The following is an 18,059-nucleotide window of genomic DNA, read 5'->3' on the forward strand; positions in this document are numbered from 1 at the left end:
GGCTTGGACGATTTTAGAACTTCATACCGACGCCGAAGGTGACGCGGTTGTCGGTCGACTTGACCTTGCCGATACCGTCAAAGTCCTTGTCGCCGAAGTCGGTGTAGCGATACTCGACACGGCCGAACACATTGTCGGTGATCTTGATGTCGGTACCGACGCCGGCCGTCCAGCCGAGCATGGTGTTTTCGTCGCTGGCGCCGAGCGCTTCGATCTCCTGGTTCTTGAGCGCGCCACCGGCGGTGCCGTAGAGCAGGATTTCCGGGGTGACGGCGTAGCCGAGGCGGGCACGCAGCGAGCCTTCGAAGCCGCCCTTGGCCTCGACGCCGCCATCGTCGCCCTCGATGCCGCTATAGCCGATATCGGCTTCAGCACCGTAGACGAAGTTCTCCGCCTGCCACTGATAGCCGCCGAAGACGCCGCCGACAAAACCATCGGTGTCGACGTCAGTGCCGATATCCTCGGCATCGGCGTGACCGCTGAAGCCGTAGCCGACGCTCACACCGGCATAGGGACCGGCCCAGGAAGCGACCGGAAGTTCGGCGATCGGGGCGGGGGCCGGCGGCTCTTCCGCGATGACGTCAGCAGCATAGGCGGTTCCGCCGAGGGCGAAGAGCCCGAACGCCACCGCCAGCGGTCGCGCAAATTTAAGATTGGCTTGCATTGTTCTTTACTCCTTAAGCCACAGGCACAGGCTTGCTTTTCACAAGCGCCCTCAACCCGCCGGGGGGAAAAACGGGTCTGGCGCTCAACGGTTCCGAATGTCGTGTCAAAATACGGCTGAAGCGAACCTGAACTTGGGTCATTACCTGGCACGAATAAGGCTGAACTTTGACGTTGCATCTGCGCAACAGATGGTGTCAGGAGGCTTAGCCGTGCCGCGCTGAACGACGCTTGGAGCAAGGGGTCCGTAGCCCTATATTGCGGCTGGCAGGCCGAGTCCCGGCCACAGTCGAAAGACCGATCCGGCCGCTTTGCCACAATGCTGCCCAAGGTCCGAACGGCATTTAACGCTTCGCCGGCCATATTTTATCGGCTGGCTCAAAATCGAGCCCCATTGAGGATTGACAGGATGAGCAATGCCGCTGGAACGGCGCTGGTGACGGGCGGGGGCCAGCGGATCGGCAAGGCGATCGTCGAGGATCTCGCCGCGAACGGTTTTGCCGTCGCCATCCATTGCAACCGCTCACGGGCCGAGGCGGAAGCATTGGCCGCGCGGATCAACAGCGGTCACTTTGGCCAGGGGGGTGGCCGCGCTGCTGTGGTCGCCGCCGACCTGACCGACATGGCCGCGGTCGAGGACCTCGTTGGCCGCGCCGAAGCCGCGCTCGGGCCTGTTACACTGCTGGTCAACAATGCGTCGCTGTTCGTGGATGATACGGTTCAGGACGTCGATTGGCTTGCCTGGGACCGTCACTTCGCCATCCACGTGAAGGCGCCGGCATTTTTGGCGCAACAATTCGCCCGCGCGCTGCCGGAAGGCGAGGAAGGGCTGATCGTCAATATGATCGACCAGCGCGTCTGGCGCCCGAGGCCCCGCTATTTCTCATACGCGCTGTCGAAATCGACATTGTGGACGCAGACGCAGATGATGGCGCAGGCGCTGGCACCCCGCATTCGCGTCAATGCCATCGGTCCCGGCCCGACGCTGAAGAGCGCGCGTCAGCAAGACAGCGACTTTGCCGCACAGGTCGACGGCCTGATCCTGAAGCGCGGCCCGGAATTGCCTGAATTCGGCGCCACCATCCGCTATCTCTGGGGCGCAAGCTCGGTCACCGGCCAGATGATCGCGCTCGACGGCGGCCAGCACCTTGCATGGCAGACGCCGGATGTGACAGGCATTGTCGAATGAGTCCCATGGACCAGAAACACAAACGCGTCGGCGCCGCCGACGACCTGCCGCCCGATGTCGACCTCGAGGACGAGGTGGCGGAGGAGATCGTCGAACCGTCAACGCCCGGCCCCGGTGGCCCTGACGTCGCCTTCACCGCCATCGATTGGACGCCGCATGCCGGCGATGCCGACGGCATGGTCGGCGCCGAAGTCATCCAGACGCTGGTCAAACGGCTGCCCAACGCGCCCGGCGTCTACCGCATGATGGATGCCGCAGGCGACGTGCTCTATGTCGGCAAGGCGCGCAGCCTGAAGAAGCGGGTGACCAATTACGCACAAGGCCGCTTCCACACCAGCCGCATCGGCCGCATGGTGCGCGAGACGGCGACGATGGAGTTCGTCGTCACCCGCACCGAGATCGAAGCGCTGCTGCTGGAAGCCAACCTTATCAAGCGGTTGCGGCCGCGTTTCAATGTGCTGATGCGGGACGACAAGTCGTTTCCCTACATCCTTTTGACCGGCGATCATGTCTCGCCCGGCATCTACAAGCATCGCGGCGCGCGCTCGCGCAAGGGCGACTATTTCGGCCCCTTCGCCTCGGCCGGCGCCGTCGGCCGCACCATCAACTCGCTGCAGCGCGCCTTCCTGCTCAGGAGTTGCACCAACTCCTTCTACGAGAACCGCACCCGGCCGTGCCTGCTGTTCCAGATCAAGCGATGCGCCGGCCCGTGCACCGGCGAAATCTCGCATAGTGACTATGCCAGGCTGGTCGCCGAGGCGAAGGACTTCCTGTCCGGCCGCAGCCAGAAGGTGAAGACCGACATCTCCGCCGCCATGCAGCAGGCCGCGGAGAATCTCGATTTCGAGCGCGCCGCAATCTATCGCGACCGGCTGGCGGCGTTGTCGCATGTGCAGAGCCATCAGGGCATCAACCCGCAGACCGTCGACGAGGCCGATGTCTTCGCCATCCATCAGGAAGGCGGCCAGGTCTGCATCCAGGTCTTCTTCTTCCGCACCGGCCAGAACTGGGGCAACCGCGCCTATTTCCCCAAGGCCGATCCGGCGATGGAGGCGGCCGAGGTGCTGGGCTCGTTCCTGGCGCAATTCTATGACGACAAGCCGACGCCGCGCGCCATCCTGTTGTCGCATGGCGTCGAGGACCAGGAATTGCTGGCTGAGGCGCTCTCCACCCGCGCGGGTCGCAAGGTGGCGATCTCGGTGCCGCAGCGCGGCGAGAAGAAGGATTTGACCGACAACGCCCTGCAGAATGCCCGTGAGGCGCTCGGCCGCCGGCTGGCCGAGACCTCGACGCAAGGGCGGTTGCTCACCGGTTTCGCCGAGACTTTCGGCCTGAAGAAACCGCCGGTGCGCATCGAGGTCTACGACAACTCCCACATCATGGGCACCAACGCCGTCGGCGCCATGGTGGTCGCCGGGCCGGAAGGCTTCGTGAAGAACCAGTACCGGAAATTCAACATCCGCTCGACCGAGATCACGCCGGGAGACGATTTCGGCATGATGCGCGAGGTGATGGAGCGGCGTTTCTCCCGCCTCCTGAAGGAACATGGCGATGTGCCGCGGAGCGAACAGGCGGCGGACGACATCCTGGCCGAACAGGGCGACGATATCGAGGATGCAGGCGGCTTCCCGGCCTGGCCAGACGTCATCCTCATCGATGGCGGCCAGGGCCAGATGACGGCGGTACGACAAATCCTCGCCGACCTCGGCATCGAGGACCGCGTCCAGGCCATCGGCATCGCCAAGGGCCAAGACCGTGACGCCGGCCGCGAACGCTTCTTCGTCAGGGGCAAGCCACCGTTTTCGCTCCCCGTACGCGACCCCGTGCTCTATTTCGTTCAGCGGCTGCGCGACGAGGTCCACCGTTTCGCCATCGGCTCCCACCGCGCCCGCCGCAAGAAGGAGATGGTCAAGAGCCCGCTTGACGAGATCAGCGGCATCGGTCCCGGTCGCAAGCGCGCGCTGCTCATGCATTTCGGCACCGCCAAGGCGGTCAGCCGCGCCGCGATCGAGGATCTGGTCAAGGTCGATGGCATTTCCGAGCAGGTCGCCAAGCTGGTCTACAACCATTTTCACGAGAGCTGATGATTCGGCTATTTTCGGCTGGTCCATCGACTATCATCTGTTGACCCCCCACATTCGCTTCTGATTTGAGTAGGCAGGTAGAAAGAGTTCCAAAGAAATGGCCCAGCGCGCATTCAACCTGCCCAACATGCTCACTTACGTCCGCATCCTAGCGGTGCCGCTGGTTGTGCTGTGTTTTTTTCTCGAAGGCCATCTGAAGTCGAGCGACTTCGCCCGCTGGTCGGCGTTGGTCATTTTCCTGCTCGCCTCGATCACCGATTATTTCGACGGCTATCTGGCGCGCGCCTGGCAGCAGACCTCGAATATCGGCAAGATGCTCGATCCGATCGCCGACAAGTTGCTGGTCGCCACATGCCTGCTGCTGCTGGCGGCCGATACCGATAGGCATGCCGGCATCGCCGGCTGGTCGCTGTGGGCGGCAATCATCATCCTGTGCCGCGAGATCCTGGTCTCGGGCCTGCGCGAATATCTGGCGGCGCTGAAGGTCTCGGTACCGGTGACGCAGCTGGCGAAGTGGAAGACCACCATCCAGATGATCGCCATCGCCTTCCTGCTCGCCGGACCTGCCGGCGACAAGATCTTCCCGCTGACCACGCAGGTCGGGCTGGTGCTGTTGTGGATCGCCGCGCTGGTGACGCTTTACACCGGCTACGACTATTTCCGCGCCGGCCTCAAGCACATCATGGATGAGTAGCATGTCGACGAGGCTCATCTATTTCGCCTGGGTGCGCGAGCGGATCGGCAAGCCGCAAGAGGACGTCGAATTGCCCGCCGGCATCGAGACGGTGGCCGACCTGCTGCGCTGGCTGAAATCGCGCGGCGAGGAGTACGAGCACGCGCTGCAATATCCTGACGTGATCCGCGTCGCCATCAACCAGGAACATGTCGAGCACCGCGAGAAGATATCAGGCGCGCGCGAGATCGCGCTGTTCCCGCCGATGACGGGTGGCTGAAATGCCCGGCGCGGTGGTGCCGACGGTGCGCATCCAGGCGGAGGATTTCGATGTCGCCGCCGAGATCGCCAAGATGACGCAAGGCCGCGCCGACATCGGCGCCGTGGTTACTTTCTCGGGTCTCTGCCGCGACGAGGCAGGCAGGCTCGCGGCACTCGAGCTCGAACATTATCCCGGCATGGCCGAGGCCGAGATCGGCCGCATCGCCACCGAGGCGGTTCACCGCTGGCCGCTGCAGGGGCTCACCGCCATCCATCGCCACGGCAGGATCGCGCCCCGTGAGAACATCGTGCTGGTGGTCGCTGCCTCCGCGCATCGGCAGGCGGCGTTCGAGGCGGCGAACTTCCTGATGGATTATCTCAAATCGCGCGCGCCGTTCTGGAAGAAGGAACATCACACCGACGGCTCGGCAGGCGGCTGGGTCGATGCCAAGGAGGCCGACGACGAGGCCGCCAGCCGCTGGAAGCAGGCCGTGCCGAAACGAAATTGATGCTTCGCGTCACCGCTGGAGGGCGAGGTTCACATCAACCCCGATCACCCCTCGGCCTCCCATCAGCCTTGTCAGTGCCGATCCAGTGATCGAGCGCAACCCGGCCGGGTCCCCACGCCATGATGCCGAGCGCCATCGCCGCCCAGGTGATGTGCAGCGGCCAGCCGTCCGGCACGGTGAGTTGTATGACCAGCGTCATCACGAGCAGGCCGAATGCCGCCAGTCGTGTCGCTAGGCCGAGAACGAGAAGAATTGGCAGCAGGATTTCCGCCGATCCTGAGGCGAACGCCACCAGCCCAGGCGCAGGAAAATCGTAGGGGCCGCCGGGCAGATGCAGCTTGAGCTCCGAGCTGAAAAGCAGCACGGCGACCTCGTTCAACTGCAAAAACCCGTCCCATTTGTTGACACCGGACCGCCAGAACGGGACAGCGAGGGCGCAGCGCAGGACGAGTTGCGTCAGCGAAGGTGTGGCACTCGTGCGCAGCGCGGCATTCACCCTCTCGACGAGGGTGGCAGTCCCTCGCGGCTCGGTGCTGGCGTTCCATCCATGGTTCGTCATGCTCACCCTCCCTGGTCTGCCGCTGTGAAGGCGCCTGCTTGCAGCAGGCCGGCAATGTTGGCGGCAAGGTCGAATTCGGGAGTTTCCGCAAATGCTGCCGCGGCCGCCGCGCCGAGCGGCTCGCCCGCCATCAGACGATCCAGAAAAGCTGCGCCGCCGGGCGGCAGATGGCGAACAAAGACTTCGAGCCCAGGCCGCGTGACCAGCGCATCTTCAGGGCCGTCCGCCTCGATCCGCCCGACTGGGCGGTCGCGCCGGTTCGCCGCAAAGATCGTCACGACCGGATAGCGCGAGCGCATCGCACGCGTTGCCGGGTGTGGCACGAACACGGTATCGGCCAGCCGTTCAGGCGGGATCGAGCCCAGTGCTACGCAAGCCAGCGGTTCCGCGTCGGCGGCATGATAGGCGTCGAGCCAGGCCCGCTCCAGGCGCGCCACGTCAGCCAGCCATGGCATCGGCCGCGCATAGTCGTAGCGCTCGATGAAGTCGGGAAAGTCGTGGCCGTATTCGAACAGAAGCGGCGAAGTGGGTGGCGTTTCGCGGATATGGAAGCGCGCCATCGCCCGAAAGAAGTCCGGGCCGGTGATGCGCAGCGTCGCTGGAAAGCTGGCGGCCAGCGCATCGATCAGGCTGACCGTGACGTTGTTGCGGTAGACGGCGTATCGTTTGACCGCTGCCTTGCCGTTCGGCCCGGAGACAGCGTCAGGCGGGACACGGTCAGGATCGAGCAAACCGGCGGTGAATGCCGCGGCATAGTCGAACCGGTGGCCAAGATCGCCCGACTGGAGTTCATCCTGCGGCATGGGCTTTTCCGAACACTTGGTGGCTGTCGGCGTGATGGTCGAGAATCGCTTGGGCGGCGGCGGCCTCCGCCTTGAGCACCGGCCAGTCGGGAATGGCGCTGTCCCACTCGATCAGCGTCGGCAGCGGTCCGCATCGGCCGATGACGATATCGAAGAGCTTCCAGACCGCGTCGGCGACCGGACCGTCATGGCTGTCGATGAGCAGCAGGTCGCCCTCGTCATCCTCCTGCTCGGCGTGCCCGGCCAGATGGATTTCGCCGACATGCGCGAGCGGGAAATCCGCGAGGTAGGAAAGTGCTGAATAGCCGTGATTGGTGGCCGAAACGAAGACATTGTTGACGTCGAGCAGCAGGCCGCAACCGGTGCGCTGCACCAGCGCGCCGATGAAATCCGTCTCGCTCATCGTCGATTCCGCGAAAAGGACGTAGGTCGAGGGGTTTTCGAGCAGGATCGGGCGGCCGATCGTCTCTTGCATTTCATCGATGTGATCCGCCACGCGCGAAACCGTTGCCGGCGTATAGGGCAGGGGAAGCAGGTCGTTGTAATAGGTGGTGTCGTGGGTCGACCAGGCGAGATGCTCGGAAACGAGCGCCGGCTCATAGCGGTCGACGAGCGCCTTGAAACGTCCGAGATGCACTTTGTCGAGCGGCCGCGGTCCGCCGATCGACATGCACACCCCGTGCAGCGAAACGGGATAGTCGCGGCGAATCCTGGCCAGCGCATCGTGCGGCGGACCGCCGGCCCCCATGTAGTTTTCGGCGTGGACCTCGAAGAAGCAGTCCTTTGGGCCGTCGCCAAGGATCGCGTGCAGATGCTCGTGCTTGAAACTGGTGCCGGCAAGGCCGGCGATCGGGTGCGCCGGAAAGCGCGAGGTTTTCGATATGCGGGATGCCGGGGCCAGTCCGTTCATCTTCATCTCCGCTTTCCGGGCAGCTTGCATTGCTTAGGAAGGGATGTCGCGGGTCAGCGCCGTTGGCGAGCCCTTGCGGTCGCCGGGCAGGTCCATCGTCGTACAGGTGCCGCCGTCGACGAACTTCCAGGCGTTGCCCTGGTAATCGACAGTCGAGGTGCCTTGGCAGGTGGTGCCAGGTCCTGCCGCGCAGTCGTTCTGCCCCTTGAGGGCGACGCCAAAGCACTTCTCCTTGCCGGCATCCATCGCCGCCTTGGCCTCTGCCTCGGACAGCGGCGCGGCCGCCGCAAAAGAAGCAAGAGCCGTGGCAACGGCGCCGGCCAGGAAGGCCGCGCTCACGGTTGATCTTGTTGACATGATTTCACCTCCGATTGGGTTGTTGCGCGCGCCATTCCTCAAGCGCGCATTGGCCAGTTCGGTCCGGAGGTTCCCTGCGTTACACCTTTTTGGGACACGACTTCGTGATCGCCAGGGGACTTGGCGTGAGCAATATTTCGCCTGTCACGCCAAGGAGGCCGACCACAGGGCAACGAGCCGCCGGAAGGCACCGCCCTGTGAACAGCCAGTGTGGGGCGCCACGGAACCACCGCAATCCTGCGAGACCTTCCGACCAGTTTGGCGCATTATGGGGAGCAGGATCATGCTGGGCAGGATCGCCGAGTTCTTCATCTTCGGTGTCGTGCCGCTGGTCCTTGGTATACTGGTGGTGCCTGAGTTGTCCGTCGCCGCCGAGAAGACCCTGAAGGGCGAGGTGATGTATCGCGAGCGCATCGCTCTGCCGCCCAACGCCGTGCTTTCCGTGCAGCTTGCCGATGTCTCGCTGGCCGACGCGACGGCCGCTGTCATCGGCGAGCGCAAGGTGGCGCCGGCCGGCCAGGTGCCGATCAAGTTCGAGATCAGCTTTGATCCCCAGGTGATCCGGCCCCATATGACCTATGCGCTGCAGGCGCGCATCACCGTCGACGACAGGCTGTTGTTCATCTCCGATATGCGCCACCAGGTCGATCCACTGAGCGACGCGCCGCAGACCATCATGCTGAAGATGGTGACGTCGAGCGAGCAGCCGGCGTCGGCCCCGGTGGTCGGGCAGATCTGGCTGATTGAGTATATCGACGGCATCGGTGTGATCGCCGAACCGCAGGCGACGTTCAGGATCGACGAGGCCGGCAAGGCCGGCGGCAACGGGCCTTGCAACGTCTACTTCGCCACCGCCAAAGTCGATGGTTCGACGATTGCCATCAGTGACATCGGTTCGACCTTCAAGGCCTGCGCGCCCGAGACTATGGCCGAGGAAAAGGCGCTGTTCGACGCGCTGGCCAAGGCGGCATCGTATCACGTCGACGCCGGCAAGCTCATCATCGTCGACAAAGACGACCGCGTCATCCTGCGCTTCAACGCCGCGAGCTGATAACCAGTTTCGGTTTTTGAGCATCATGCGCAGTTGGCGGGTGTCGGCGCCCGGCGTCCGGTGCCGGATCGCCGCAACGAAAAAGGCCGGCATTGCGCCGGCCTTTTGCATATGACGTGGTGACTTATCGGCTCAGCCGACGATCTCGGTGTCCGAGAACCAGTATTTGATCTCCTGCGCGGCGGTCTCGGGCGCGTCGGAGCCGTGCACCGAATTCTCGCCGATCGACAGCGCGTGTATTTTGCGGATGGTGCCTTCGGCGGCGCTGGCCGGATTGGTGGCGCCCATCACGTCGCGGTTTTTGGCAATGGCGTTCTCACCTTCCAGCACCTGCACGACCGTTGGGCCCGACGACATCGACTCGACCAGTTCGCCGAAGAACGGACGATCCTTGTGCACGGCATAAAAACCTTCCGCCTCGCGACGGCTCATCCACACCCGGCGCGAGGCGACGACGCGCAGGCCGGCTTCTTCGAGCATCTGGGTAATGGCGCCGGTGAGATTGCGCCGGGTTGCGTCCGGCTTGATCATGGAAAAGGTGCGTTCGAGCGCCATGGGGTCGTCCTTGTGGTGGAGGGTGGAATTCAGGGGTGGCGGGCTCTATACAAGCCGCCCGCCGGCTTGCCAAGGGGCTGGCGCTAATGCATCTCGCGCCAAGTGCGCAGCGGTTTTGCGATAACGACATGCATAAAAACAAGAACTTAAGCGCGTCGCCGACGCGCTTTAACCGCCGCAAGCGTGTCGCCGTCAGCCAAAACCAATGTTGTCATAACTGCATCTCGATCGTCAGCTTGGCCGTGTCGCCAGCCCGAAGGCCCTCGCGGACCCGCACCGCCGTCTTGATCGGCAACAGCAGGCTGCCGGATTTCTTGTCGGGAAACAGCGATGTTCGCCATCTCGTCTGGCCGATGACGGCTTCCACGCCAAGCGAGCCCCAGGGCCGTGCCATCCCCGCCATTGCCGTCTTGATCCGTGCCCCAAGCTCCGGCGGCAGCGTCACGAAATGCCAGCCGCCCTTGCCTGGATAGACCCAGATCTCGGCCTGCACGTCGTAGCGAAACATTTTTGCCCTTCCTCAGATCAAGGCCGTCACGGCTGGCTTTGCCATGGTGCCTTGTTGGCAACGCCGGCGATCGGCGAAATCATCCTAGTATCCATTCTTCCCTGCAAATCAGGATGGCAGGGTTGCCGTTGCACTACCGCCTTATCACCATCGAAGCGCGCCGGACTTCCCAGCCTTCTCGCTCCAGTTCCGGCACGCTGTGGTTCTCGCAGGGGTAGCCGACGCAGAAGTAGCCGATCAGCGTCCACTCCGGCGGCGCGTCCAGGATCGTCGCCATTTCGGCCGGGTCGAGGATCGAGACCCAGCCCATGCCTATTCCTTCGGCGCGCGCCGCCAGCCAAAAAGTATGGATCGCCATCACCGCCGAATATTCGATGGTGGCGGGCATGGTCAGGCGGCCGAGCCCATGTCCCTGCTGCGTCCCGCGGTCGGCAAAGACCGCGAATTGACAAGGCGCCTCGTTCAGGCCGGCAAGCTTCAGGCGCGCATAGAGCGCGGCGCGTTCGCCGCCGAACGATGCGAGCGCCTCCGCATTGCAGCGCTCGAAGCATGCCCTGACGGCGCCGCGGCACGCTGCACTCTCGACCACGACGAAACGCCAAGGCTGGCTCAGTCCGACCGAGGGCGCAATGCTGGCGAGGTCAAGCAGCCGTTCCAGCGCGCCTTCGGGGAGCGGCGTCGGCCTGAATCGCCTGACGTCCCGCCGCCACAGGAAGAGGTTGACCAGATCGGCGCGAAAATCGTCCGGGAATTCCGGGTCTGAGGTCATGGTGTCTCTTTGCTAGGGGAGTAGGGGAGTAAGGCAGTAAGCAGTAGGGCAGTAGGGCAGTAGGGCAGTAGGGCAGTAGGGCAGTAGGTATGCGCGCCGACGCTAACCTCGTTACTCCCTACTAACCTACTCCCTTACTCCCCTACTCCCCTATGAAGCCGCCGCCACCGTGCGGCCGAGCCCATCATGCAGGTCGAGGCAGCGCTCGAACCACTGCGCCACCACATCGCTGTCGTCGAGCAACCGGTAGGGTGAGGCGATGCGCGCCCATTGCAGCGCGCCGAAGACGATGTAGTCGGCAAACAGCGGTGATTGGCCGCCGATGAACGGCTGATAGGCCAGCATCGAGCGCAATGGCTCCAGCGAGGTACGGAAGGCACCAAGGCCGGCGTCCCGCGCCGCCACCACCTCTTCCAGTCTCTGGCCGAAGCGCTGCTCGCGGTTTTGGCGAAAATAGGCGGCGTTGGCCTCGTCCTGCATGGCGTGCAGGTCCATGATTGCCGCAGTGGTGACATAGGGGTGGATGGTCAGTTGCGACCAGCGTTCGATAAAGCGCGCCATCGCCTTGCCGCCGTCGCCGCAAAACAATGTCGGTCGCTCTGGATAGGCCTCGTCGAGATAGAGCGCGATGGCGAATGAATCGGCGACCACCTTCTCGCCGTCGCGGATCACCGGAACGAGTTTTGAAACGCCGCCTTCAACGGTGGGCACTTCGAGAAAGCGTGTCGGCACGGTTGAGATATCGAGGCCCTTGTGGGCAATCGCCATCGTCGCCTTCCAGCAATGCGGGCTGAACGGACGGGCGCCATCGCGTCCGACGAGGTCATAGAGCAGAATGGTCATTGGCGGCAGCTTCCCTGCGGTCTACTAGAGCGACGTTCGGGCCTTGCGGTAAGCACCCGGAACGGGGTCTCGCGGGCCGGAGAAAACGATGAAACAGCACTTCATGATGTTTGCTGCCTACAATCAATGGGCCAATAGCCGCATCTACGATGCCGCCGCCGATCTCGACGAGGAAGATTTTCACCGCAACGTCGGGGTCTTCTTCGGCTCGATGATGGGCACGCTCAACCATGTCCTGACTGCCGATCGCATCTGGATGAGGCGCTTTACCGGCGAGGGCGACGCGCCGGCCAGACTCGACACGATCCTGCACCGCGCCCTGCCGGGCCTGCGGCTGGCGCGCCAGGCCGAAGACAAAAGGATCGTCGACTGGGTTGGGGCGTTAAGCGACAAGGGTTTGTCCGGCCGCTTCTCCTACATGACCGTCTCCGACATGCGCACCGTCTCGCAGCGATTGGCGCCGGCGCTTGATCATTTCTTCAATCACCAGACCCATCACCGCGGCCAGGCGCACGCGATCCTGACCATTCTCGGCCGGCCTTCGGTGCCGCTCGACCTGACGCTGTTCCAGCGCAGCGAAGAGGGCCGCGCCTACGCCTGATTTCGGATTATCGGATCGAATTGACAGGAAAACCCGTCGAAGACGAACAGCAACTTCGACGGGCCATAGTCGCAAAAGAGGCCTGGCCAGTCAGGCGGGGTATCCGCCCTGGTCGCGGGCGATCGGCTTGACCGAGACTGCCGGCTGCGCAGAGGGCCAGAGAATGCCTGCCGAAACTGCGAAGGTGATCAGGGCGTCGCACGCCGCTTCGGGCGAGATCTCGCCGGCGCGTGCCGCCTCGCAGGCCTTCACCGCCGCGCCATAGCTCAGGCGTCGCCGCGATGGTGGAAACTCGGTCAGGAACTCATGCATGTCGAACAGCGAAGCGATCATGCGCTTATGGCCGGCGCCGACGGTTACGGCGACCGGGGTGAAAAATGTCTTATCGTGCATTCTGGCCTCTCGAATTGGGCGGAGGTGACGGGCGGACGCCGCTCTCCGACCGGGGGTAGGACGCCCAGAAACGCGGATTGCGGCATCAGGTTCCATGTTGCCGAAATTTGATTTTTCGCCACCAGACTCCGTGGCATGAGCGTCGTGCCGAAGAGCGGCCTATTTCCACATGTCGCGCATGCGGGCGCCAAGGTCGACGCGCACTTGCGGCTGGCGGCGCGGATCATCCCTGGCCTGGACGCTCGCCCACGATGTCTGTTCGAAGGCGCCGAGGATCGAGGCCGGGATGAAGCGGGTGCGCGAGGCGTAAACATGACGATCGCCGCGCGCCGCCTGGCCGTGGACGAAAAAGCGCTGCGGCATGACCAGGTGCAGGCCGTCCTTGGCCCGCGTCATCGCCACGTAGAGCAGGCGGCGCTCCTCGTCGATATCCTCCTTCGAGCCGACGGCGAGATCGATCGGGATGCAGCCGTCGACGGTGTTGAGCACGAAGACGTTCTTCCATTCCTGGCCCTTGGCCGAATGGATGGTCGACAGGATCAGATAGTCCTCGTCGCGATGCGGCGGCCCAGCCTCGTCGCTGGTTGCATCCGGCGGATCGAGGGTCAGCTCGGTGAGGAAACGCTCGCGCGAGGCATAGCCCGAGGCGATCTGTTCGAGCTGCAGAATATCGGCTCGGCGCGTCGTCGCGTCCTCGTGGATGCGGTCGAGATGGGGCTCATACCAGAGCCTGACCTGTTCGAGGTCAACAGGCCATTTTCCCGACCCGGCGCGAAGCTGCGAGAACAGTGCGACGAAACCCGGCCAGTCGTCGGCGGCGCGTTGCGGCGGGCGGTAGCGCGCCAGCCCCATCGCTTCGTCGAGCGACGTCGCCATGGTGTCGACGATCTGCGAAGCCGCCGAAGGGCCGATGCCGGGCAAAAGCTGCAGCACGCGAAAGCCGGCGACGCGGTCGCGCGGGTTCTCGGCGAAGCGCAGCACCGCCAGCACGTCCTTGACATGGGCGGCGTCGAGGAACTTCAGCCCGCCGAACTTGACGAACGGGATGTTGCGGCGCGTCAGCTCGATCTCCAGCGGCCCGCTGTGGTGCGAAGCGCGAAACACCACGGCCTGCGCCTTCAGCGCCGTGCCGGCCTCGCGCTCGGTCAGGATCGCCTGACAGACGTAACTCGCCTGCTCGGCCTCGTCGCGGACGCTGACCAGCTTCGGCTTTTCGGTCGATTTGCGCTCCGACCAGAGGTTTTTGGTAAAGCGCTCCGAGGCCTCGCCGATCACCGCATTGGCGGCGGCCAGGATGGTCTCGGTCGAGCGGTAGTTGCGCTCCAGCATGACGATCTCGGCCGGCCGGGCGAACTGTTTTGGAAAATCGAGGATGTTGCGCACTTCGGCGGCGCGAAACGAATAGATCGACTGCGCATCGTCACCGACCACCGTCAGCCCGGATCCGTCCGGCTTGAGCGCCGCGAGGATCGAGGCCTGCAGCCGGTTGGTGTCCTGGTACTCATCGACCAGCACATGGTCGAAACGCCCACCCAGATGCGCCGATATTTCCGGCTCGCCGGCCATCTGCGCCCAGTAGAGCAGCAGGTCGTCGTAATCGAGCACGTTCTGCGCCTGCTTGGCCTCGACATATCGGGCGAACAGCGCCTTAAGCTGTTCTGCCCACGCCGCGCACCAGGGGAACACCGAACCCAAAACTTCGCCGAGCGGCGCCTGCGCGTTAACGGCACGCGAATAGATCGCCAGGCAGGTGCCCTTGGTCGGAAAACGGCCTTCGGTTTTCGAGAAGCCGAGTTCGTGCCGGGCGAGGTTCATCAGGTCGGCCGAATCCTCGCGGTCGTGGATGGTGAAGGCCGGATCGAGGCCGATCTCCATAGCGTAGTCGCGCAGCAGCCTGGCGCCGATGCCGTGAAACGTGCCGGCCCAGGTGAGAGCATCGGTGATGACGGATGCGTCGCGGCCGAGCACCTCGCCGGCGATGCGCTCGACGCGCTTGGCCAATTCCGATGCGGCGCGACGCGAAAACGTCATCAAAAGGATGCGCCTCGGGTCGGCGCCCCTGACGATCAGATGCGCGACGCGATGCGCCAGCGTGCTGGTCTTGCCGGAGCCGGCCCCGGCGATCACCAGCAGCGGCCCGGCGACCTTGCCGTCGCCATGCTCGACGGCAACGCACTGCTCGGCATTCAGCTTTGCGAGATAGGCAGGCCGGAAGGTCGAATCACGGGCAGCGAGGTTCATTGCCCATCAAGCATCGTTTCTGCTTTGTTCGCAACGCTTTCGTACGTGCGTCCGATCCTGCTGGCGCCCGACCGACGAACCGAAACTAGCGCTGCGGCTCGACGCCCATCGCCGCCGACTGCCGCGGCAGCGACTTGTCGTCATCGGGAGGCGGCAGCAACAGCGGATCGAAGTCGTCGGGCACCTCGTCGACGATTTCCCTGACGATGCGGTAGGCCACATAGACGGCGGCCCCGGCTATGAGCAGACGGATCATGATTTTCTCCATTGGTGTGGACCAACCGAGGAGCCGGCGTTTTGTTCCCCTCTCTCGTTTTGTTCCCGGGGTTCCAAAACGTCCCAAGCTCTTGCCCGAGCGTGCAACCAAATCGGCACCGTCTCGTTTGCCCGGTGACAGGAGGTTGCGATGAACAAGCTCTCAATCTTGCTGGCCCCGACCTGGCTCGTCTTGGCCGCAGCGCTGGCAATCGCTGCCTGCGACAACAACATTCCACCGACAAAGGCTCCCGGCGCCGATCAAAACCCGCAGGTCGACCCTGCGCCCAACGCGACGCCAGGCGATGGTCAACCCGCCGCGCCGCCGGCGCAGTGATGGAAGCCTGTAGGAAAGATGGCCGGCGCCGCTTGGGAGGGGAGCGATGACGCCGGCCAGGCGGGTATCAGGTCCGCCGCACACCTAGACATAGCTGAGTCTTGCCCTTGCGTCATGACGCGATAGCCGAAGACGACCGCCTTGCACCGGCAATTGACTGACAAATGCGCAGTTTTCGGCTGCGATGAAGCCGATGCTCGCCAGGCGCCACGCCATCGCAGCCGGTTCCCGGCCCAGCCCGGAGTCGTTTGATCGGCGAGGCCGGCGATCGGATCAAACGTCTTCTTTCTCCGCCCGCGGCACCGGGCAACCCGCCGCTGGCGGCCATTTTCATGCGTTATGCGGCCAACCGGCGCTCGAGGTCTTGCGAAGCGCTGACGTCCCGTGCAAAAGCGCGGCCATGCTGATCATCAACGACCTTTCGCTCCGCATGGCCGGACGCCTGCTTCTTGACCATGCCTCGCTGACCTTGCCGGCCGGCAGCAAGGCAGGGCTTGTCGGCCGCAACGGCACCGGCAAGACCACTTTGTTCAAGGCGATCACCGGCGACCTCGCCTCCGAAACCGGCTCGATCGGCCTGCCGAAGAACACGCGCATCGGCCAGGTGGCGCAGGAGGCTCCCGGCACCGAGGAGCCGCTGATCGAGATCGTGCTCAAGGCCGACCTAGAACGCTCCGCATTGCTCGATGAGGAAACGACGGCGACCGATCCGCACCGCATCGCCGACATCCACATGCGGCTCGCCGATATCGACGCCCATTCGGCCGAGTCTCGTGCCGCCACCATCCTCGCCGGTCTTGGCTTCGACGACGCCGCCCAGCGGCGGCCGGCCTCGTCGTTCTCCGGCGGCTGGCGCATGCGCGTCGCACTCGCCGCGGTGCTGTTTGCCGAGCCCGATCTGCTGCTGCTCGACGAGCCGACCAACTATCTCGACCTCGAAGGCACGCTGTGGCTGGAAAACTACGTGTCGAAATACCCGCACACGGTGCTTTTGATCTCGCATGACCGCGACCTGCTCAACCGCGCCGTCAACTCGATCGTCCATCTCGACCAGAAGAAGCTGACCTTCTGGCGCGGCGGCTACGACCAGTTCGAGCGCCAATTCAGCGAGCAGCGCGAATTGCAGGAGAAGGGCAGGGTCAAGCAGGAAGCCGCACGCAAGCACATGGAGTCCTTCGTCGAGCGCTTCCGCGCCAAGGCTTCCAAGGCGAGACAGGCGCAGTCGCGCATCAAGGCGCTGGAGAAGATGAAGCCGATCGCCGCGATTGTGAACGACAACGTGCGGCCGTTCTCCTTTCCCGAGCCGGTGAAGACGGTGGCCTCGCCGATCATTGCCCTCAACAACGTCAATGTCGGCTATGTCGAGGGTGAGCCGATCCTGAAGAAGATGACGCTGCGCATCGATGCCGACGACCGTATCGCACTGCTCGGCGCCAACGGCAACGGCAAGTCGACCTTCGCCAAATTGCTGTCCGGCCGCCTGCAGCAGGAGACCGGGACCATGACGGTGGCGCCCGGCCTGAAGGTGGCGATCTTTGCCCAGCATCAGCTCGACGATCTCCGACCGAGTGAAAACGCCTATGAGCATGTCCGCCGGCTGATGCCGGAAGCACCGGAATCGAAGGTGCGCGGCCGTGTCGCCCAGTTCGGACTGACCACCGAAAAGATGAACACCGCCGCCAAGGACCTGTCGGGCGGCGAGAAGGCGCGGCTGTTGATGGGCCTGTCGGCGTTCGAGGGGCCAAACCTGTTCATCCTCGACGAACCGACCAACCATCTCGATATCGACAGCCGTGAATCGTTGATCCATGCGCTGAACGAGTTTCCCGGCGCCGTCATCCTGATCTCGCACGACCGCCATCTGCTCGAGGCAACGGCCGACCGGCTGTGGCTGGTCAAGGACGGGACGGTCAATCCTTTTGACGGGGACCTCGATGATTACAAGACGCTGGTCACCGGCGTGGCCGGCGACCGCCGCGGCAAGCGCGAGGCCGAAAAGGCCTCGAAGGCCGACCGCCGCCGTGACGCGGCGGCGCGCCGCGCCGCCTTCGAGCCGCTGGCCAAGGAGATCCGCGCCACCGAAGCGCTGATGGACCGCATTCGCAAGCGCATCGACTTGATCGAGGACGAACTCGCCAATCCGGCGGTCTACGAAAAGGACCCGTCGACGGCGACACGGCTGGCCAAGGAGCGCTCGCAACTGGCCCAGACACTGGCCGGCCATGAGGAAAAATGGCTGTCGATGTCGGCAGAGTATGAGGAAGGCACGGCGGAGTAGCGCGTGATCTCCCCCCTTGAGGGGGAGATGCCCGGCAGGGCAGAGGGGGGTCGTCTCGCGTAGTTCGCCAGCGTCTTACTTCGTCGCGAAAGATGTCGGCGCTCCACGCGCCGCGGCCCCCACAAAAAGACAAAGCGCCCAAAAACACCCCAAGGCGGCGGAATGAGCAATCGGCCGGAGGGCCCCAAACCCCACCGCACCACCACCCAAAAAAAACACC

Annotated in this window: 21 protein-coding genes; 9 read left to right on the forward strand and 12 right to left on the reverse strand. The window is 64.1% G+C overall.

Going from position 1 to position 18,059, the window contains the following annotated elements; genetic code table 11:
• Positions 1–13: 13 nt before the first annotated feature.
• On the reverse strand, positions 14–664 hold the full coding sequence (locus tag AC0L2R_RS15770) for an outer membrane protein (protein ID WP_091590581.1): 651 nt from the start codon (positions 662–664) through the stop codon (positions 14–16).
• A 408-nt stretch (positions 665–1,072) separates the two neighbouring features.
• Here AC0L2R_RS15770 and AC0L2R_RS15775 point away from each other — a divergent pair, with 408 nt between their 5' ends.
• The 5 genes from AC0L2R_RS15775 to AC0L2R_RS15795 all read left to right on the forward strand — a co-directional run bounded on the left by AC0L2R_RS15775 (position 1,073) and on the right by AC0L2R_RS15795 (position 5,379).
• Positions 1,073–1,852, forward strand: a complete 780-nt coding sequence (locus AC0L2R_RS15775; protein WP_473510050.1) for an SDR family oxidoreductase — start codon at positions 1,073–1,075, stop codon at positions 1,850–1,852.
• Positions 1,849–3,936 (forward strand): excinuclease ABC subunit UvrC, encoded by a 2,088-nt coding sequence (gene uvrC, locus AC0L2R_RS15780; RefSeq protein ID WP_473492366.1) that lies wholly within the window; start codon positions 1,849–1,851, stop codon positions 3,934–3,936. The genes AC0L2R_RS15775 and uvrC overlap by 4 nt, the downstream gene beginning before the upstream one ends.
• Positions 3,937–4,033: 97 nt before the next feature.
• Positions 4,034–4,630: a CDP-diacylglycerol--glycerol-3-phosphate 3-phosphatidyltransferase gene (gene pgsA, locus AC0L2R_RS15785; RefSeq protein WP_027152639.1), complete on the forward strand. Its 597-nt coding sequence runs from the start codon at positions 4,034–4,036 to the stop codon at positions 4,628–4,630.
• A gap of 1 nt (position 4,631) precedes the next feature.
• On the forward strand, positions 4,632–4,889 hold the full coding sequence (gene moaD / locus AC0L2R_RS15790) for a molybdopterin converting factor subunit 1 (protein ID WP_023800670.1): 258 nt from the start codon (positions 4,632–4,634) through the stop codon (positions 4,887–4,889).
• Position 4,890: 1 nt separating this feature from the next.
• Positions 4,891–5,379 carry a molybdenum cofactor biosynthesis protein MoaE gene (locus AC0L2R_RS15795; RefSeq protein WP_473510091.1) on the forward strand — a complete coding sequence of 163 codons (489 nt, stop codon included), beginning with the start codon at positions 4,891–4,893 and terminating at the stop codon, positions 5,377–5,379.
• 34 nt (positions 5,380–5,413) lie between these two features.
• Here the strand turns inward: AC0L2R_RS15795 and AC0L2R_RS15800 are convergent, their stop codons facing one another.
• The 4 genes from AC0L2R_RS15800 to AC0L2R_RS15815 are packed head-to-tail and all read right to left on the reverse strand — an operon-like array spanning position 5,414 to position 8,008.
• Positions 5,414–5,938, reverse strand: a complete 525-nt coding sequence (locus AC0L2R_RS15800; RefSeq protein WP_473510052.1) for a DoxX family protein — start codon at positions 5,936–5,938, stop codon at positions 5,414–5,416.
• A gap of 2 nt (positions 5,939–5,940) precedes the next feature.
• Positions 5,941–6,741, reverse strand: coding sequence for an HvfC/BufC N-terminal domain-containing protein (locus AC0L2R_RS15805; RefSeq protein WP_473510054.1), 801 nt, complete (start codon positions 6,739–6,741; stop codon positions 5,941–5,943).
• Positions 6,728–7,657, reverse strand: coding sequence for an MNIO family bufferin maturase (gene bufB, locus AC0L2R_RS15810; RefSeq protein WP_473510055.1), 930 nt, complete (start codon positions 7,655–7,657; stop codon positions 6,728–6,730). The genes AC0L2R_RS15805 and bufB overlap by 14 nt, the downstream gene beginning before the upstream one ends.
• 27 nt (positions 7,658–7,684) lie before the next feature.
• A complete protein-coding gene (locus AC0L2R_RS15815) occupies positions 7,685–8,008 on the reverse strand; it encodes a BufA1 family periplasmic bufferin-type metallophore (protein ID WP_473510057.1) in 324 nt (107 codons plus the stop codon).
• Between the two features lie 283 nt (positions 8,009–8,291).
• Between AC0L2R_RS15815 and AC0L2R_RS15820 the strand changes: the two genes are divergently transcribed.
• Entirely contained in the window at positions 8,292–9,059 is a 768-nt protein-coding gene (locus AC0L2R_RS15820) for a YbaY family lipoprotein (protein ID WP_473510059.1), read from the forward strand.
• 132 nt (positions 9,060–9,191) lie between these two features.
• On the opposite strand, the gene ndk is transcribed toward AC0L2R_RS15820, so the two are convergent.
• From ndk to AC0L2R_RS15840, 4 genes are all read right to left on the reverse strand, one after another.
• Positions 9,192–9,614, reverse strand: coding sequence for a nucleoside-diphosphate kinase (ndk, locus tag AC0L2R_RS15825; RefSeq protein WP_473510061.1), 423 nt, complete (start codon positions 9,612–9,614; stop codon positions 9,192–9,194).
• A gap of 211 nt (positions 9,615–9,825) precedes the next feature.
• Positions 9,826–10,122: a DUF1905 domain-containing protein gene (locus tag AC0L2R_RS15830; protein WP_192362266.1), complete on the reverse strand. Its 297-nt coding sequence runs from the start codon at positions 10,120–10,122 to the stop codon at positions 9,826–9,828.
• A gap of 133 nt (positions 10,123–10,255) precedes the next feature.
• Positions 10,256–10,891, reverse strand: coding sequence for a 5,6-dimethylbenzimidazole synthase (gene bluB / locus AC0L2R_RS15835; RefSeq protein ID WP_287174510.1), 636 nt, complete (start codon positions 10,889–10,891; stop codon positions 10,256–10,258).
• A gap of 150 nt (positions 10,892–11,041) precedes the next feature.
• Positions 11,042–11,734, reverse strand: coding sequence for a glutathione S-transferase family protein (locus tag AC0L2R_RS15840; RefSeq protein ID WP_091590604.1), 693 nt, complete (start codon positions 11,732–11,734; stop codon positions 11,042–11,044).
• 88 nt (positions 11,735–11,822) lie between these two features.
• On the opposite strand from AC0L2R_RS15840, the gene AC0L2R_RS15845 reads away from it, so the two are divergent.
• Entirely contained in the window at positions 11,823–12,335 is a 513-nt protein-coding gene (locus AC0L2R_RS15845) for a DinB family protein (RefSeq protein WP_473510064.1), read from the forward strand.
• Between the two features lie 90 nt (positions 12,336–12,425).
• On the opposite strand, the gene AC0L2R_RS15850 is transcribed toward AC0L2R_RS15845, so the two are convergent.
• From AC0L2R_RS15850 to AC0L2R_RS15860, 3 genes are all read right to left on the reverse strand, one after another.
• Entirely contained in the window at positions 12,426–12,728 is a 303-nt protein-coding gene (locus AC0L2R_RS15850) for a DUF982 domain-containing protein (RefSeq protein ID WP_473510066.1), read from the reverse strand.
• Between the two features lie 159 nt (positions 12,729–12,887).
• Positions 12,888–14,969: an ATP-dependent helicase gene (locus AC0L2R_RS15855; RefSeq protein WP_473510068.1), complete on the reverse strand. Its 2,082-nt coding sequence runs from the start codon at positions 14,967–14,969 to the stop codon at positions 12,888–12,890.
• Between the two features lie 85 nt (positions 14,970–15,054).
• On the reverse strand, positions 15,055–15,225 hold the full coding sequence (locus AC0L2R_RS15860) for a hypothetical protein (protein WP_077375704.1): 171 nt from the start codon (positions 15,223–15,225) through the stop codon (positions 15,055–15,057).
• A gap of 150 nt (positions 15,226–15,375) precedes the next feature.
• Here AC0L2R_RS15860 and AC0L2R_RS15865 point away from each other — a divergent pair, with 150 nt between their 5' ends.
• Positions 15,376–15,561 carry a hypothetical protein gene (locus AC0L2R_RS15865; protein WP_473510069.1) on the forward strand — a complete coding sequence of 62 codons (186 nt, stop codon included), beginning with the start codon at positions 15,376–15,378 and terminating at the stop codon, positions 15,559–15,561.
• 400 nt (positions 15,562–15,961) lie between these two features.
• Positions 15,962–17,839 carry an ABC-F family ATP-binding cassette domain-containing protein gene (locus AC0L2R_RS15870; RefSeq protein ID WP_473510071.1) on the forward strand — a complete coding sequence of 626 codons (1,878 nt, stop codon included), beginning with the start codon at positions 15,962–15,964 and terminating at the stop codon, positions 17,837–17,839.
• Positions 17,840–18,059: the final 220 nt, after the last annotated feature.

The sequence above is a fragment of the Mesorhizobium sp. WSM4820 genome (assembly GCF_055811075.1).